The sequence below is a fragment of the Streptococcus caballi DSM 19004 genome (assembly GCF_000379985.1).
Lineage (GTDB): Bacteria > Bacillota > Bacilli > Lactobacillales > Streptococcaceae > Streptococcus > Streptococcus caballi.
This window is the reverse complement of sequence record NZ_KB904088.1, coordinates 1-17050: the sequence shown is the minus strand read 5'-3', so window position 1 is coordinate 17050 and position 17050 is coordinate 1. Positions and strand designations below refer to the sequence as shown.

The 17050-nt window shown below is 41.8% G+C and carries 15 protein-coding genes, 1 rRNA gene and 1 pseudogene; 2 read left to right on the top strand and 15 right to left on the bottom strand.

Annotation, left to right across the window (positions count from 1 at the left end; genetic code table 11):
* From A3GS_RS0107600 to A3GS_RS0107585, 4 genes are all read right to left on the bottom strand, one after another.
* Positions 1–113: ribosomal RNA gene (locus A3GS_RS0107600) — 16S ribosomal RNA — on the bottom strand; the annotation flags it as partial.
* A 292-nt stretch (positions 114–405) separates the two neighbouring features.
* Positions 406–954, bottom strand: coding sequence for a ribosome hibernation-promoting factor, HPF/YfiA family (gene hpf / locus A3GS_RS0107595; RefSeq protein WP_018364830.1), 549 nt, complete (start codon positions 952–954; stop codon positions 406–408).
* Positions 955–1027: 73 nt separating this feature from the next.
* Positions 1028–1690, bottom strand: a complete 663-nt coding sequence (locus tag A3GS_RS0107590; protein ID WP_018364829.1) for a ComF family protein — start codon at positions 1688–1690, stop codon at positions 1028–1030.
* A complete protein-coding gene (locus A3GS_RS0107585) occupies positions 1690–2988 on the bottom strand; it encodes an ATP-dependent helicase ComFA (protein WP_018364828.1) in 1299 nt (432 codons plus the stop codon). Before A3GS_RS0107585 ends, A3GS_RS0107590 begins: the two co-directional genes overlap by 1 nt.
* Before the next feature lie 57 nt (positions 2989–3045).
* On the opposite strand from A3GS_RS0107585, the gene A3GS_RS0107580 reads away from it, so the two are divergent.
* Entirely contained in the window at positions 3046–3672 is a 627-nt protein-coding gene (locus tag A3GS_RS0107580) for a YigZ family protein (RefSeq protein ID WP_018364827.1), read from the top strand.
* A 293-nt stretch (positions 3673–3965) separates the two neighbouring features.
* Complete coding sequence (gene cysK, locus A3GS_RS0107575; protein WP_018364826.1) at positions 3966–4895, top strand: cysteine synthase A; 930 nt, start codon at positions 3966–3968, stop codon at positions 4893–4895.
* Positions 4896–4966: 71 nt separating this feature from the next.
* On the opposite strand, the gene A3GS_RS0107570 is transcribed toward cysK, so the two are convergent.
* The 11 genes and pseudogenes from A3GS_RS0107570 to A3GS_RS11675 all read right to left on the bottom strand — a co-directional run.
* On the bottom strand, positions 4967–5323 hold the full coding sequence (locus A3GS_RS0107570) for a S1 RNA-binding domain-containing protein (RefSeq protein WP_018364825.1): 357 nt from the start codon (positions 5321–5323) through the stop codon (positions 4967–4969).
* The gene (locus tag A3GS_RS0107565) at positions 5323–6723 is read right to left on the bottom strand and encodes a Cof-type HAD-IIB family hydrolase (RefSeq protein WP_018364824.1); all 1401 of its coding nucleotides are present in this window, start codon (positions 6721–6723) and stop codon (positions 5323–5325) included. Before A3GS_RS0107565 ends, A3GS_RS0107570 begins: the two co-directional genes overlap by 1 nt.
* Before the next feature lie 39 nt (positions 6724–6762).
* Entirely contained in the window at positions 6763–7404 is a 642-nt protein-coding gene (locus A3GS_RS0107560) for a response regulator transcription factor (RefSeq protein ID WP_018364823.1), read from the bottom strand.
* Positions 7391–8404, bottom strand: a complete 1014-nt coding sequence (locus A3GS_RS0107555) for an envelope stress sensor histidine kinase LiaS (protein ID WP_018364822.1) — start codon at positions 8402–8404, stop codon at positions 7391–7393. The genes A3GS_RS0107560 and A3GS_RS0107555 overlap by 14 nt, the downstream gene beginning before the upstream one ends.
* The gene (gene liaF / locus A3GS_RS0107550) at positions 8401–9096 is read right to left on the bottom strand and encodes a cell wall-active antibiotics response protein LiaF (protein ID WP_018364821.1); all 696 of its coding nucleotides are present in this window, start codon (positions 9094–9096) and stop codon (positions 8401–8403) included. The genes A3GS_RS0107555 and liaF overlap by 4 nt, the downstream gene beginning before the upstream one ends.
* 101 nt (positions 9097–9197) lie before the next feature.
* On the bottom strand, positions 9198–11123 hold the full coding sequence (gene pknB, locus A3GS_RS0107545) for a Stk1 family PASTA domain-containing Ser/Thr kinase (RefSeq protein WP_018364820.1): 1926 nt from the start codon (positions 11121–11123) through the stop codon (positions 9198–9200).
* Complete coding sequence (locus A3GS_RS0107540) at positions 11123–11860, bottom strand: Stp1/IreP family PP2C-type Ser/Thr phosphatase (protein WP_018364819.1); 738 nt, start codon at positions 11858–11860, stop codon at positions 11123–11125. The genes pknB and A3GS_RS0107540 overlap by 1 nt, the downstream gene beginning before the upstream one ends.
* 40 nt (positions 11861–11900) lie before the next feature.
* Entirely contained in the window at positions 11901–13223 is a 1323-nt protein-coding gene (gene rsmB / locus A3GS_RS0107535) for a 16S rRNA (cytosine(967)-C(5))-methyltransferase RsmB (protein ID WP_018364818.1), read from the bottom strand.
* Positions 13213–14151, bottom strand: coding sequence for a methionyl-tRNA formyltransferase (gene fmt / locus A3GS_RS0107530; RefSeq protein ID WP_018364817.1), 939 nt, complete (start codon positions 14149–14151; stop codon positions 13213–13215). Before fmt ends, rsmB begins: the two co-directional genes overlap by 11 nt.
* A gap of 214 nt (positions 14152–14365) precedes the next feature.
* Complete coding sequence (locus A3GS_RS0107525; RefSeq protein WP_018364816.1) at positions 14366–16756, bottom strand: primosomal protein N'; 2391 nt, start codon at positions 16754–16756, stop codon at positions 14366–14368.
* Between the two features lie 173 nt (positions 16757–16929).
* Positions 16930–17050 (bottom strand): annotated as a pseudogene (locus A3GS_RS11675) (IS200/IS605 family transposase); the annotation flags it as partial.

Here is a 17050-nt window from a genome sequence, read left to right as displayed (position 1 = left end):
CGCGACTCATGATTAATGGTGGAGCAAGCTCCGGTATCAATCATGCGTTCCACTTGCATGTATTAGGCACGCCGCCAGCGTTCGTCCTGAGCCAGGATCAAACTCTCATTTAATCTTACTCATTCCTGTCACTGACAGATTTATTTTCTTAACAGGTCGATGTCTCAACCCGCACGTTTGGTTCGTCTTGTTCAGTTTTCAAAGGTCTTTGTCTCTTAACAGACAACTTCTATAGTCTATCAAATCTGAAACAACTTGTCAACTACTTTTTCCAAAGTTTTTTCAACTCGTTTTCATCAGCAGCTCGCTCCGTTTGACAGCTTATTCAGTATACTAAACTTATGCCATCCTGTCAACTATGGTTCACATAAAATTTATGAGCGGGAAATTTTCCCGCTCATTCAGCTATTTTGCTTCAATAAGTCCGTAACCACCGTCTTCTCGTTTATAGAGGACATTAGTTGTGCCATCCTCGGCATCTGTATAGATGAAGAAATCATGTCCCAAGAGTTCCATCTGAAGAAGAGCTTCCTCAACATCCATTGGCTTTAAGTTGACATTTTTTGTACGAACAATTTTACTTGCTGGAACTTCCTCGTTTGGTTCAGCTTCGAACTCACTAGTGAAAACTTGACCAGCTGGAACTTTTTCACGATGTTTCTTAGCAATTTTTGTTTTATTCTTACGAATCTGACGTTCAATTTTATCAACAACTAAGTCAATTGAGCCATACATATCTTGAGAAACATCTTCTGCTCTCAAAGTGATAGAACCAATGAGGATAGTGACCTCAACTTTTGAAGTTTTTTCTCTGTAAACTTTCAAGTTTACGCGAGTATCAAGTTCTTGATTGGCATTGAAGTATTTTTCAATTCTGCCGAGTTTAGATTCCACATAGCTACGGATAGCATCTGTTACTTCGATGTTTTCACCACGAATACTATATTTAATCATAAAATACCTCTTTCTCGCGCTTAAGCGCTTTCCTTATCTTTATTATATCGCTTTCATGAAAATTTGCAAGCTTTTATCGTGCAATTGTGAAGGTTCTTACATTTTTTATTCCACTTTCTCTAAAGAGTTGGCAAATAATTTGAAGAGTAGCGCCCGTTGTATAGATATCATCTACTATTAAAACCTTATCACCCATGCTAATTCCCTCCTTAAAACTAAAAGGATTCTTTATACCTAAACGTTCTTCTCGACTTTTACTTGACTGTTTTTCTGTGTCCTCTTTCGACAAGATATCTTGATAGTTTATATTTGCGGCCTCTAAAATAGCTGTTACTTGGTTAAATTTTCTATCGCTGTACCTATTCTTTCCCAGCGGAACAGGAACAATGCTGTAATCTTTATATTTTGTCAGAGCTTTTCTGACTTCTCTAGCAAAAACTTTTCCAAGAAGATAGTCACCTTGAAATTTATATTTTGAAAAATATTCTTTCATTGCTGCGTTGTAGTTATATAATGCCTCATGATTGACTTCCTTACCGTGAGATTTCCAGTAAAGACAGTCTTGACACTCCTCTATTTCCATATTTTTATAACAAGATGGACAATGCGGATTTTGAATTTTTTGAAATTGCCCATGACAGCTTTCACAAATAATCTCCTCACTAAAATTTAGTAGCAGAAGATTGGTAAATTTTTCCTTTACATTTATTCTTGATTGACAGAGTAGACAGTTCATCAAAATCCTCCTTTTTTATTCATTTCTCTGATTTCTCTTATTGCCTTTTGCATCGCCTTACTCAAACCATCATGTAGAAAAAGAAGCTCCCCTGTGGGGCGTTCAGCTGACCGTCCTACACGGCCTGAAATCTGGACAAGTGCTGAACGAGTATACAAGCGATGATTTGCTTGCAAAACAAAAACATCAACACAAGGAAAAGTTACTCCTCGTTCCAAGATTGTTGTACTAACTAGCATTGTAATTTCCTGTAAGCGAAATTGTTCAACAATTTCCAAACGATTTTCAGTTTGACTTGACACAAAAGCAACTTTTTCATCAGGAAAATAGTCGGCCAAGAGCCGAGTAAAAATTTGACCATTTTTAATGTTTGGGAAAAAAAGGAGTAAGGGAAATCTGGTCTGTCGCTGCTTCTGAATTAAGTGAATCAGTTTATGGGGAAGTTTTTGTTTTTTCATTTTTTCTGATAATTGAGTAAGCCAAACCGTTTGAGGAATAACAAGTGGATTAGCATGGAAGCGTCGTGCAAGATGTAGCTTAGTCAGCTCCCCTCTTTTCACTTTCTTCTCCAGCTCGTCTGTAGAGGTGGCTGTGAGAAAAATCTTAACACCATCAGGCTTGATACTCTGTTCAACTGCGTGATAAAGCACCGAATTGTCCACAAAAGGAAAGGCGTCCACCTCATCAATGATGAGAAGGTCAAAAGCCTCATAAAATTTTAGGAGTTGGTGGGTGGTCGAAACAATCAAGGGCGCTCTTTGATAAGAATCAGATTCTCCATGAAGCAGTGTGATTGGGCAGGAGAAATCTTTGCTCAGGCGCTTAAATAATTCCAGACACACATCAATTCGTGGACTAGCCAGGCAAACAGAGCCACCATTTTCAATAACTTTGGCCACAACCTGATAGATCATTTCTGTTTTCCCAGCTCCAGTCACGGCATGCACGAGTAGATCCCTCTTGGATTTTAGCCCCTCAAGAAGTCCATCTGATACTTCAGCTTGGTAAGGAGTTAGTTGTCCTGACCATTTTAATACTTTTTGAGGAAAAAAGGACTGCTGGGAAAAATAATAAAGTTTGTCTGTACTGCAAATTCTCCCCAAGATAATACACTCTCGGCAATAATAATCTCCTGTAGGAAGTCTATTATCTGTCGAAACTTGACTGCCACAGCGATTACAGCAATATCTTCCTTTGCTTTCTGTCATGGCTGGCATCGATTGAGCTATTTTTTTCAAGCTGGGGTTGAGCTGACTCTCCGTAAAAAGACGACCATAGTATTCCTCTAAATTTTCCATACACCTATTTATTCGAGAAATTTTGCTAAATCTCTAGAAATTTTGTAAAATTTTCTTATGAATTATAAAACAGTAAAAAACGACGGCCTTGTCGATGACAACATAAAAAAATCACGTTTCATTTGTCAGGTGAAACGTGTGAGTAGTGAAGAAGAAGGGCGAGCTTTTATCGCACAAATCAAAAAGGAACATTATAAAGCCAATCACTCCTGCTCTGCTATGATCATTGGCGAAAACAGCGATATTAAACGCTCCAGCGATGATGGTGAGCCCAGCGGAACGGCTGGTATGCCCATGCTAACTGTCCTTGAAAAACAGGGGTTGACTAATCTTGTGGTTGTAGTCACCCGCTATTTTGGTGGCATTAAACTAGGAACAGGCGGTCTTATCCGTGCCTATTCTGGTAGTGTAGCGCATGCTCTGCAAGAAATCGGGATTGTTGAAGTCAAGGAATTAGAGGGTATTAAGATTAAGCTGACTTATCCTCAATATCAGACTTTTGGAAATTTTCTTCAGAAACATGATTTACAGGAGTTTGATACTGAATTTCTAGAAAATGTAACAACAGATCTTTACTTGGAAGAGGAAAAAATTGAAGAAACCTTGGCCGAACTAACTGAATTTTACAGCGGAAAAGTCGAAATTCAAAAGTCTGGCACAAAAATTGTAGAAATACCTATTTAGTCTGTAAAAACATTCCTCATCAGAAATTTTAACAACTCTTACAACTTGAATTCGGCTCATCAAAAATTTTGACGTACTCTCGTAACTCATATTTAGCTCGTCAGAATTTTTGATAAGCTCTTTCTTTAATGTTGAGTTTATCGCATCAGAAATTTTGACAGAGGGTTGCGACTTAAATTATTCTAGCTTTTATAGCGATAAAGAAAACCTATCACTGTGATAAGAAAAATGTATTTTACAAAGGCCTTCGTTACGCTTATACTTGACCTATAAAAAGATTCGAGGTGCACTTTATGTCAAAAATCTATCATTCTATTACTGAACTTATTGGAAATACCCCAATTGTCAAATTAAATCATGTTGTTCCTGAAGGTGCGGCTGATGTTTACGTAAAACTTGAGGCTTTCAATCCAGGCTCTTCTGTCAAAGACCGTATTGCACTAGCCATGATTGAAGATGCCGAAAAAGCTGGTATTATCAAACCTGGTGATACTATTGTTGAACCGACTTCTGGAAATACTGGCATCGGGTTGGCTTGGGTTGGTGCTGCTAAAGGCTACAAAGTAGTCATCGTTATGCCTGACACCATGAGTGTTGAACGCCGTAAAATCATTCAAGCTTACGGTGCTGAACTAGTTCTTAACCCAGGTAGCGAAGGCATGAAAGGGGCAATTGCCAAAGCGCAAGAAATTGCCAAAGAACGTAATGGTTGGGTGCCACTACAATTCGCTAATCCTTCAAATCCAAAGGTTCACGAAGTGACAACTGGTCAAGAAATTCTGGATACCTTTGGGGCTGACGGGCTAGATGCCTTCGTTGCTGGTATCGGTACTGGCGGCACCATCTCTGGTGTTTCGCACACATTGAAAAAGGCCAATCCTAATATTAAAGTTTACGGTATTGAAGCTGATGAATCAGCTGTTCTTAACGGTGATAAACCTGGTCCTCACAAAATCCAAGGTATTTCAACTGGTTTTATTCCAGATACCCTTGACACTACATCGTATGACAGTGTTATTCGCGTTCCGTCTGATGATGCAATCTTAACGGCACGCAAACTAGGTGGGCAAGAAGGGTTCCTCGCTGGTATTTCATCAGGCGCAGCTATCTATGCAGCACTCAAAGTAGCACAAGAACTAGGAGCAGGTAAGAAAGTCTTGACTCTTCTTCCAGATAATGGAGAACGTTATTTATCAACAAATCTCTATGACTTTGAAGAGTAAATATCCTCCGACTTTTTGATTTCTACAATTATTAGTAATAGAAAATGTTCAAGTTTTTGCTTGAACATTTTTTATTCTTTTTTAAGAAAATCTAGCCCCTCTTTAGTCCAGCCGGACAAAGCATCTGCAAGTGGTTTGAAACCAATCTTACAGCGATTATTCGAAAAGCGATGGTGATGGGGAAAATAATGTTTTTCTTCTTCCAAAGTCCTCGTAGAGAGACTAGCTTTTTGGCTGTATTCATCAAAATCAACAACTTGAACAAGAACTTCTTGACCGACCGAGAGAACATTGTAGATATTGTCAATGTAGCCCGTTTTTATCTCTGAAATATGGATGAGACCTGTTGTCCCATTTTCAAGGGCGACAAAGGCACCATAAGGTTTGATACCTGTAATCGTCCCAGTGATTTTGTCGCCAATTTTCATTAGTCAGCCACCTCAATTGTTTCAATAACAACATCCTCTACAGGCTTATCTTGCGCACCAGTTTCAACACTGGCAATTTCATCAAGAACCTTGTAGGATGCCTCATCCATCAATTGACCAAAGACAGTATGGCGGCGATCCAGATGTGGTGTGCCTCCTTGTTCAGCGTAGGCAGCTGCTATTGGAGCTGGCCAGCCACCACGTTCTAATTCTTTTTGGGCATAAGGAATTTTTGAATTTTGAACGATAAAAAATTGGCTACCATTAGTATTTGGACCTGCATTGGCCATTGAAAGAGCACCACGGACATTATACAATTCATCTGAAAATTCATCTTCAAAGCTATCACCATAGATAGATTGACCACCCATACCAGTACCAGTTGGATCGCCACCTTGGATCATAAATTCGGGAATAATACGATGGAAAATAACACCATCATAATAGCCATCTTTAGCAAGAGCAACAAAATTAGCAACTGTTTTCGGGGCATGATCTGGGAATAGTTGGATTTTCATATCGCCATGATTTGTTTTTATAGTTGCAACAGGACCTGTAACGGTTGTAAGATCAATTTGTGGGAAGTTTATTTTTTTTTCTACCATTCCTAATTTCTCCAAGGCATTAAAAATGCCATCTTCTTCTACTGTATCTGTAACATAATCTGCTTTTTCTTTGATTTCAGGGACTGAATTTCCCATAGCAATCTTGAGGCCAACAAAATCAAACATTTCCATGTCATTGGGACCGTCACCAAAGAAAAGAACATTCTCTGGCTTCAAGCCTTCTTCATCAAGGACATGGGCTACGCCAGATGCCTTAGAGACACCATTTTTGACAACATCAGACGAATGAATATGCCAAGGAACAAGACGCACCTGCTCAGCCAAGTCTTTCGGCAACTGAAGCTCTGCATTATTTTCCGCAAAAGACCACATGTGATAAACATCATTAGTAAGATGAAAATCAGGCTCCACATCGCAAAGGCCATACACAGGCACCATAGCATCGTCAATTAGTTTTGTGCGGGCTGAAACAACAGGTTTGTCCTTCCCAGCAAAGCCATAATCAATCCCGACTTCCCTGCACCAGGCTACATATTGCTTTGCAATCTCTTTTGGAATCGGGTTATTGAAAATTTCATCTTCTTTTTTGTTGATAACATAGGAACCATTGATCGTTACAAAATAGTCTGGCTCAAGAGCACGAATTTCAGGAACTACACCATAAAGAGCACGACCAGAAGCGATACCAGTCAGAATTCCTTTGGCTTTAAGTCCTTTGAAAACAGCCTTGATTGACTCTGGCATGTATCCTGTATCCTTGACCCGCAAAGTGTCATCAATATCAAAGAAAACTATTTTTATTTTTTTAGACTTGTATTTTGTTTTTGCGTCCATGATTACCTCTTTGAAAAAGTCATACCATTATTATAGCATTTATTCGTCATCTTGTGGAACTAAATGGTGTTTGAAGGCATAAACAACTGCTTGAGTGCGGTCATCAACTTCCAATTTAGACAGGATATTAGAGACATGCGTTTTAACAGTTTTTAATGAAATAAACAGTTCATCCGCGATAGTTTGATTATCATAGCCCTTGGCTAGCAAGTTCAGGATGTCCTTTTCACGCGCTGTCAAATCTTCGTGGAGATCTGGCTTTTCATCATGTGCTTTAATTTTTTTGTCTACTTCTGTTTCAATAGCCAGTTCCCCGCGCGAAACTTTTTTGATGGCATTGAGAATTTCTGCTGCACTGGAGGTTTTTAGCATATAACCCTTGGCTCCTGCGTCAATAACAGGATAAATTTTCTCGTTATCTAGGTAGGATGTCAGAACCAAAATTTTGGCTTCTTTCCACTCTTTCAAGAGTTCAAGTGTTGCTTCAACTCCACTCATTTCTGGCATAACAAGATCCATAACCACGACATCTGGCTTGAGTTCTAAGGCCAGGTCAATTCCTTCACGGCCATTTGAAGCCTCTCCAATCACCTCAACATCAGCTTGGAGATTCAAAAAGCTTTTCAAACCTAGGCGAACCATCTCGTGATCATCAACCAAAATGACTTTAATTTTCTCCATTTTCTTCCTCTTCTTTCACTAGGGGCAGGCGAATATCCATCGAAACCCCCTTATCTTTTTGGCTTAAAAATTTAACCGTTCCCGCCATATCATCCACACGGTCCTCAATATTTTTCAAACCATAACTCAAATCATGAACTTCATCCATGTCAAAGCCAATCCCATCATCAATCATCTTCAGCTGCAATTCCGTCTCCGTCTGGTTAAGGTAAACTTCCAGACGAGTGGCCTTGGCGTGCTTGAGTGTGTTGCTGATAAATTCCTGGGCAATACGAAAGATATTATCTTCAATTGTTTTAGGCAATTGACCGATATTCTTCTGATAAACAACTTCAATATTACTTTTGTCTGTTAGTTCTTTTAAAATCATGTCAAAACCTTCTGATAGACTTCGATTTTCCAGTTCTGTTGGCCTTAGGTGCAAAAGCAGAATACGTAAATCGTTTTGTGCATTCTGTAATAATTCCTCGACTGTTGTCAATTGAAGCTTGAGCTGTTTTTTATCCAAATGATCCAGGCTTTGCGAGACCCCAGACAAAATCATAGATGAAGCAAAAAGCTCTTGACTGACTGTATCGTGCAGATCACGTGCAATGCGTTTACGCTCCTGCTTCACAATCTCTTGACTATTTAAAATTCGGCTATTTTCCGTATTTTGCAGACTGGTGGTTAAGTGATTCATTTTTTTAGACAGACGAGTCAAATTTAAGTTAATTTCATTATCCTGATCAGTTTTAATAGGCTGATTGTTCAAAATACGACGAAGATTTTGATTAATGCTTCGCTTACTATTGTCATCCAGAATCATCCAAAGCAGCAGCAAGAGAACAGTAATAGATAGGATAAGAAAGAAGACTGAAAAGGCGAACTGCTCTGCTACCCAAAAATCTTTCAAAAGCGTCCTAAGTTTGAGCCCTAAGCTATTAAGAACGATAAAGATGATAAAAAGAATGATGACGCTAGAATAAAGTAAAAAGAATAGATAATGTTGTTTTTTCATTGGCGCTGCACCTCAACATCTCCAGCCAAAGTACTAATAATCAACTTGACAGACTTCAAACTTTGCTCATCTTCTTCCCGCCATAATTTTAAAGATTCATTCCGTAGGTCATATTCTTCAAAGTCGAAATAACGGACGCTAGCATAGACAGCACTAATGTCTAGCCTAACCGCGACATCAATTGGTACCAAAACCTTGGTTGACCCAAAGATTTTCTGAATGATGATAACATTATCCTTGCCTGAAACAATGACATTAGTCAGATCAATAACGTCAGTGCCACTCAGACGTATGATATTAATGTCATCAAAAGCATAATAATCTGACTCATGCTGATCCACTCCAATCCAACGATTCCGCTGGGGTTTTGCCTCTACATCTTGCTCTCGAAAAGCAATAATAGCATGGCGATTTTTCTTCTTGACTTGCGAAAAATGATTGATAACAACATAAACAATTCCCAAAACAACAGCCATGATGATATAGGGATTGAGCATAAAGATCAAAAATAACAAAATCAAGCTCGTTGTCAGTAGAAAATTATTACGGCTGTCCTGATTATAAAAACGCAGAGCTAACAAAATTAGAGCCAAAATTAAAATAAAACTTGATAAATCATGTGCCAGAATGGTCATAATTCCCATACCCAGCAGGACACATTCAACAAGCAGGAAAAACTGAAATTTTCTCATTTCTTATCCTCTCTTACCCTTGCCATTTTACCAAAAACTACTCTAAAATGCACCTTTCACCAGAAAAAAAGCCTATTTCCTGACGAAATAGGCTTATCCTGTTAATTTGAAGAAGCGGAGCTTGATGGTTCCGATGAAGAGCTTGATTCCGTCTGACTTGAAGAATCCTGAGTGCTTGACGAAGATGTGTTGTCACTTGACGTTGAACTCACTTCAGAACTTGAACTTTCAGCTGCAGGAGCTTCCATAGGTGCTGTATAGATATATAATTGAATCTCATCTTTGCTAGACAGGCTGATTGTCTCACCAAAATAAGGGGTTTGGCTTGTGACAAGCGCTGTAGAAGCCGGTGATGTCAATGGGACATAACCTGCACCGTAGTTGGTATAAGCCTTGATACGAGAAGATGAAATACCCAAAGCTGTCAAGGCGCTGACTGCATCTGCATAAGAATAGTTAGTCAAATCTGGCATTGAGATATAATCGTTTTTAGCAACAGTCAAGACAATCTTGGTTTTGCCGTTAGGATTATAACTTTCACCTTCGCTTGGGGTCTGCTCAAATACTGTTCCATCAGTGTAATCCGTCGTCGAAATACGCTTAATCTTAATTTTTGATTTAGGAACCTTATAATTTGACTTTAAATCTTCAACAGCCGTTTTGTAGTTCTGATCAATGTAACTCTTCATGGTGAAGCTTGTTATGCCTTTTGAAACATAGATGTTAACCTTTGCACCTTGGCGCCTTGCTGTACCAGAACTAGGATCTGTTCTGACGACATGATTAGCTTCAACTGAATCACTTTCGACTTTTTTAACACTGCCAACTGTCAGACCAGCCTTTTCAATTTTAGACTCTGCACTAGAAAGACTAGAGCCAGTCACATCAGGAACACTAACTGTTGATGGCTTAGTGAGAATGAGGTAGGCGAATGCAGCCACTCCAATCAGAATCAAAGCAAAGAATATTTTCAGAACAGTTCCAAAGAAACGACGTGATTTCTTTGACTTTTTAGACTTCTTTGTAGACTTCTCTAAAGCTAATCTATCTGACGCATGTTTAACCACAGGCTCTTCCTGCTTGGCTTTTTTTACGTTAGTTTCCTGATTTGAAGCACTCGCTGGTGTAACAGGTGAAATCTTAGGAAGGGTCTTGGTACTTTCTGTATCCTCAAAAACAAGCTTCCGTTCTCTGCTACGATTGTAAGACAGGGCGGTCATCAGATCCTTACTCATTTCAAATGTTGAAGCGTAGCGGTCACTTAATTTCTTAGCTGTCGCCTTGATAACAACATTTTCCAATGCTTGAGGAACATTTTTATTTTCAGCGACAATAGATGGTAGCGGTTTTTGAAAATGTTGCAAAGCAATAGTCACAGCACTATCGCCATCGTATGGGATATGCCCTGTCAGCATCTCAAAAAGCATTATCCCCATAGCATAAATATCACTCTGAATCGTTGCCTTAGAGCCACGCGCTTGTTCAGGTGACAGATAGTGCACACTCCCTAGCATGGAATTGGTCTGGGTCAAGCTTGTCTCTGCAAAGGCGACTGCAATCCCAAAGTCCGTGACTTTCACCGTACCAGCCTTGGTAAGAAGGATATTTTGCGGCTTAAGGTCACGGTGAACGATACCCCTTTGATGGGCAAGAGTCATGGCTGAAAGAACTTCCTCCATGATTCTAACCACTTCATTATTGGACAACGGCGCATGATCTTGAATGTATTTCTTCAAATCAGAGCCATCCACATATTCCATAACGAGGAATTGCTGGCCGTCTTCTTCTCCAATATCTCGAATAGCAACAATGTTAGGATGAATTAACTCTGCCATGGCTCGCGCTTCTCTCTGAAAGCGAGCAACTGCGATTTGATCGGTCTGATAATTGGTACGAAGGACTTTGATAGCCACCTCTTCATTATCTAGAATCAAATCCCGAGCTAGATAAACATCCGCCATTCCGCCTCGACCGATTGACTTGAGAATACGATAGCGACCAGCAAATAATTTGCCAATCTGAATCATTAAGCGTCCTCACTTTCGATGTGAACCAAAGCGATTGTGATATTATCAAGTCCACCTCTGTCGTTCGCCAGAGAAACGAGGGCTTGATTTTTGTCATCCAAACTAATCTCCTGCTGTAAAGCATTGACGATTTCTTGATTTGAAATCATGTTGGTCAGACCGTCACTGTTGATAATGAGGTAATCATTAGCCTGCAGTTCTTGAATAGCCAAGTCTGGTGAGACTGGGCTGGACTGACCAATAGATTGCGTAATAATATTTTTTTGTGGATGGCTAGCGGCTTCTTCCTCAGTCAGCTGACCAGCCTTAACCAATTCATTAACCAAAGAATGATCACTAGTCAAAAGTTGGTAATCATCATTACGAACAAGTCCGATACGAGAATCGCCAACATGGGCGAAGATAAGAGTTTTACCAACAAAAGCAACTGCTTCAACAGTTGTCCCCATACCTTTGTAATCATCAGTCAATCCAAGGTCGTAAACCTTTTTATTTTCAGCTTCCAGCGTTACCAACATCCAGTCACGAATGTTCTCTGGGTTGTTCAGGTCAGTATTGACCCATTCACGACCGAGATCGGTAACAGTCATCTCGCTAGCAATATTACCCGCGCGATGGCCGCCCATACCGTCTGCAAGAACAATTAACGTCACGCCTGCTTTGTTATCAAATTTGTTGATAAAGTCTTGATTGTTTGAGCGTCTTTGCCCAATATCAGTTACAAGTGAAATTTCCATAATATTTTCTTTCTGACCTTGTCAGTTTTCCTCCTCGACATCACAAGATTCTCTTGACTTGGGCAATGAAGAACCCATCTGTCTGATATTGCTCTGGCGTAATAGCTAAGCAGCCATCTACTACAACATCCTCTTGTTTATGACTCAGTTTTACTTGTTCAAAATTTGGATGAGATGCCAAGAACTTCTCGATTACTTGGAAATTTTCCTCATCAAAGATGGTACAAGTGCTATAAGTTATTATACCACCTTTGCGTAGGGTTTGACAAACACTAGACAGGATCTGGAGTTGAATTTCTTGAAGACTGTTAAAGTCCTGATTTTCCTTGTTATACTTGATATCAGGCTTACGTCGAATCAGACCTATACCTGAACAAGGAGCATCCACCAAAATCTTATCAAAACTATCTGCTGCAAAGACTTCATGAACCTTAGTCGCATCCAACTTATGGGTAGAAATCTTATCAGCGACTCCTAGCCGCTTAGCATTGTCCTTAACCAAGTCCAACTTGTGGTCATACAAATCCAAGGCAATAATGTGCCCGCTGGTCAAGTAAGACGCCATATGAGTAGTCTTGCCACCAGGAGCTGCACAGGCATCCAAAATCTGTTCATTGCCTTGTAAATCAAGCGTTGGTGCCACCAACTGACTAGACTCGTCTTGGATGGTGATATCACCTTCTGCAAAATAATCTGTTGCTACAAAATGCCCAGCAGATTTGACCAGGCCGACTGGCGATAGTTGAGAAAGTTCTGCACCTGTTGCTGCTGCAATGCCAGGGAGTTTATCAGGATCTATCACGCGAATGCTAGCCTTATTACGAACAAAGAGACTGGCAAGGATGGTTTCTGCTCGCTCATCACCGTACTGCTCACTAAGTTTCTTGACCAGCCAAACTGGCGTTGAATAGAGGACTGACAGGCGCTTATTCTTTCTTCTGATGCTAGAAGGAGCTGGGAGTTCTTCCTGTGAAGCACGGCGCAGCACCGCATTAACTAATTTTTCAGCGCCCTTTTTATTGCCACGATTTTTGGCAATCGCGACAGCATCATTGACCACGGCGTGAGCAGGAATTTTATCCAGATAGAGGAGCTGATAGAGGCTAACCATGAGCAGATAGTAGACCCAGGGCTCCAGCTTATCGCGGTCAGCGATATAGTGGGCCAGATACCATTCCAGCGTGATTTTGCGGGCCACGGTTCCATAGATCAGCTCGGTCACCAGGCTCTTGTCCTTTTGTGACATGGCAGAGCTTTGGAGGGCTTGATTGAGAGCGATATTAGAGTAGGCACCGTTATCAAAGACATCTTCTAGCACCATCAGAGCAGTTCCACGAGCAGTTTTTTTCCAATCATTGGCCAAGGACATCACCTACTTCAAGCGTTCGGCCGACACCGTTTAGAAAATCTGTAATAGGCATGCGGGGTTTACCAGCAGGCTGAACAGTTTTGAGAGAAAGAGCCCCTCCTTGTCCAGCAGCAATCACCAAGGTTTTCTTGGTTTTTTCGATGATTTGCCCAGGCTGTCCTTGTCCTTCTGCCAAGTCAGCTTCGTAGATTTTGAAACGATTACCGTCTAACAAGGTATGGGCAACAGGCCAAGGGTACATGCCACGCACTTGGTTAAAGACATCACGTGCTGGCTTATTCCAATCAATGCGCTCTTCTTCTGGCGTGATATTGGGTGAGAAGCTTGCTTGACTTTCTTCCTGCGCTTGTGGCTTAATCTCGCCAGCAATGTAGGCTGGCAGAGTTTCAAGTAAGAGGTCACGACCAAGCACCGCCAACTTTTCAAACATGGTACCGACATTATCATCGTCTGTAATAGGTGTGGAGCGCTTAGCAATCATGTCCCCAGCATCCATTTTTTGCACCATTTCCATGATGGTCACGCCAGCTTCCTTGTCACCATTGATGATAGCATAGTGGATTGGTGCCCCACCGCGGTATTTAGGGAGGAGAGAGGCGTGAACATTGACTGCAAAGTCAACTGAGTTGATGAGTTTCATGGGCAAAAACTGACCAAAGGCTGCTGTCACAATGCCATCTGCTCCCAGTGTCATCAGCTCTGCCATTTCCTCAGAACCTGACAGCTTCTCAGGCTGATAAACAGGGAGGTCATGCGCCAGAGCGACCTCTTTGACGGGTGTCATCTTGATGAGTTTCTTGCGGCCAACAGCGCGATCAGGCTGGGTCACCACCGCTACAATCTCGTAACGGTCATCGGCCAAAAGGCCTTTGAGAACTGTCGCTGAAAAATCAGGCGTTCCCATAAAAATCAATTTTGTCATATATTTTCCTTTCAAGGTAACTTCTTTAAATCATTAGCGAGCAAACAGTGCAAACCATCAGTTCCAGGGTCAGCTGGTGTTTTACATTTTTGCAGGAAGGTAATTTAGGGGACAGCTGCCGTTTTGCATTTTGCAGGAAGGCAACTTTTAGGGCTGCCCTCATTTCGCCTGAAGTCATTATAACATAGTAAGCTCAGACTTGCTGTCTCTGGTATTACATAAAATTCTGCGGCTCATGATCAATAACCAAGCGCAAGTCTTTATTATCAGGCTGCTGAGTCAAGTCCAAAATCTGATTGAGGACAGCTTCCAAGTTATCTTCAAAGCGGTACTTGAGGATAATCTGATAGTGATAGAGGTTGTGCGTTCGCGCGACGGGCTTGGGCGTTGGTCCCAGTATTTTTATTTTGTCTGACAAATGGCTGCGCAGAAGCTGCAAGATGTCAAAAGACTTGCGAATAACTAGCTGCTCATCCTTATGCGACAGGGTCAGGCCCACCGTGAAATAGTAGGGGGGATAGCCCAGCTGTCGACGAATATTCATTTCATATTGGTAAAAAGCTTCGTAATCCTGTTTTTGAGCCAGCTGGATAGCATAATGCTGCGGATTGTAGGTCTGAATGATGACCTCTCCCTCCTTTTCAGCACGACCAGCACGACCAGCCACCTGCGTCAATAATTGGAAAGTCCGCTCCGAAGCCCTGAAGTCAGGTAGATTAAGAGAGGTATCCGCATTGAGCACTCCAACCAAGGTAACATTTGGAAAATCCAACCCCTTGGCAATCATCTGCGTTCCCAGCAAGATATCCGCCTCATGCTTGCCAAAGGCATCCAAAATCTTCTGATGAGCGCCCTTCTTACGCGTGGTGTCCACATCCATGCGCAGGATACGCGCCTCAGGCAGAACCTCCTGCAATTCATCGTAGGCCTTCTGCGTTCCCGTCCCATAGTAACGAATGTTGCGGCTGTCGCAATTAGGACAGATCCTCGGAATGGCTTTGTCAAAGCCACAGTAGTGACAAGTCATGGTCTTAGTATCCATATGCAGGGTCAAAGAAATATCACAGTTGGGGCACTCGTCCACATAACCGCAATCACGGCACATGATAAAGCTAGAGTAGCCACGACGGTTAAGCATGAGGACCACCTGTTCCTGCTTTGCCAGACGGTCACGGATTTTATCCAAGAGGAGTGGCGTAAAGTTGCTGGCCTCCTGCTTGCCCACAAAATCACGAAAATCTACGATTTTCACCCTGGGAATACGGGCCTGTGGATTGGCCCGCTGACTCAGCTGCAAAAAATTGTAGACCCCACGGCTGGCACGGGCTCGACTCTCGATAGCAGGCGTTGCAGACCCCAAGAGCAGCACCGCCTTATGGTATTTAGCCCGCAAAAGTGCCACATCACGCGCATGGTAGCGCGGATTGCTCTCTTGCTTATAGGTTGCCTCGTGCTCCTCATCAATGATGATGGCACCGATATTTTCTAAGGGGCTGAAAATAGCAGAGCGAGCGCCAACGACGACACGAGCCTGACCAGATTTGATCTTCCGCCATTCATCAAACTTCTCACCATCTGAAAGAGCTGAGTGCATAATAGCTACTTGCTTACCAAAACGTGAGATGAATCGATTGGTCATCTGCGGTGTCAGGGAAATTTCGGGAACTAACACGATGGCGGTCTTGCCCATTTTCAAGACTTTATCAATGATATGCAGGTAAACCTCAGTCTTCCCAGATCCTGTTATCCCTTCCAGTAAGAAAGGTTTGGACTCCTGTCCAATCTGGCCAGTCACTTCTTCAACCACAGCTGCCTGTTCCGCATTCAAGTCTAAAAAGTCTGTCGCCACAACCTCAAAATAATCTTCCGAACGGCTGACTTCTTTTTCAGTGATCGTCAGCAAAGCATTATCGATGAAAAACTTGACCACATCCCGTGAGAAAAGCTGATACAGTTCAGCCAACTTGCCCTCCTCCGGATGAGTCAATAGATAAGCTCGTAGTTCCAGACGTTTCTTAGCACGCGCAGCAATGGCCACCTCAGTCAAAGCAGACAAATCAGGTTGATACCACTTTACCGTCTTGATGCTTTTCTTGTCCTTAGCCAGATAGTCTACTGCGACCTTGCCAGCCTGCACTAAGCGTCCAATTTGACGCTGCTGCTCTACCGTCAGCTGAGAATAAAGTTGACTATCCTTCTTACCAAAGAGTTCTTGGCGCTCTTGCTTGGTCAATTTATCAGTTGGCAGCAATAACTTGTCATACTGGGAATTGAGCAGGCTGGGTATCATGGATTTGAGAATGGAAATTTTGTAAGAAAAAACGGTGTGGCGCAGTTGCTCTGCCAGTTGTAGCTGTTCCGCGTTCAGAACTGGCTCAAAGTCCAGCACTTCTACAACCTCCTTGAGATCAGCACCATCCTTTTCTAAAACATCAGAGAAGCCAACTACAAAACCTTGCAAAAGACGATTACCGCGACCAAAAGGCACATGAACACGTGATCCCAGGGCAAGCTGCTCCTCCAAATCTGATGGTATGGCATAAGAAAAAGGCTTGTCGGTCTGCATGAGCGGCACATCAACGATAATTTGTGCAATGGATGCCATTTATTTCTCCTTTTCGATTCTACTCCAAAAAATCATGACCACCCGTCTAACGGGTGGTTTGAACAGGGGCTATAAGCCCACATCACCAGCCAGCGCCTAAAGACGCTGGCTTTCACTTTGTTCAAGCCTCACTGCTTTTGACTCGTCACTTGCCTCTTAAAGAGGCGTTGGTATTACTTGCCATCATCCCTAAAGGGATCTTCGTATTCTTTTACGCTCAATTTATCTAGGGCGAGGTCATGTTTTTCTTGTTCTTGGATATATTTTTTGATAGTGGCTTCGTTCAGTCCAACT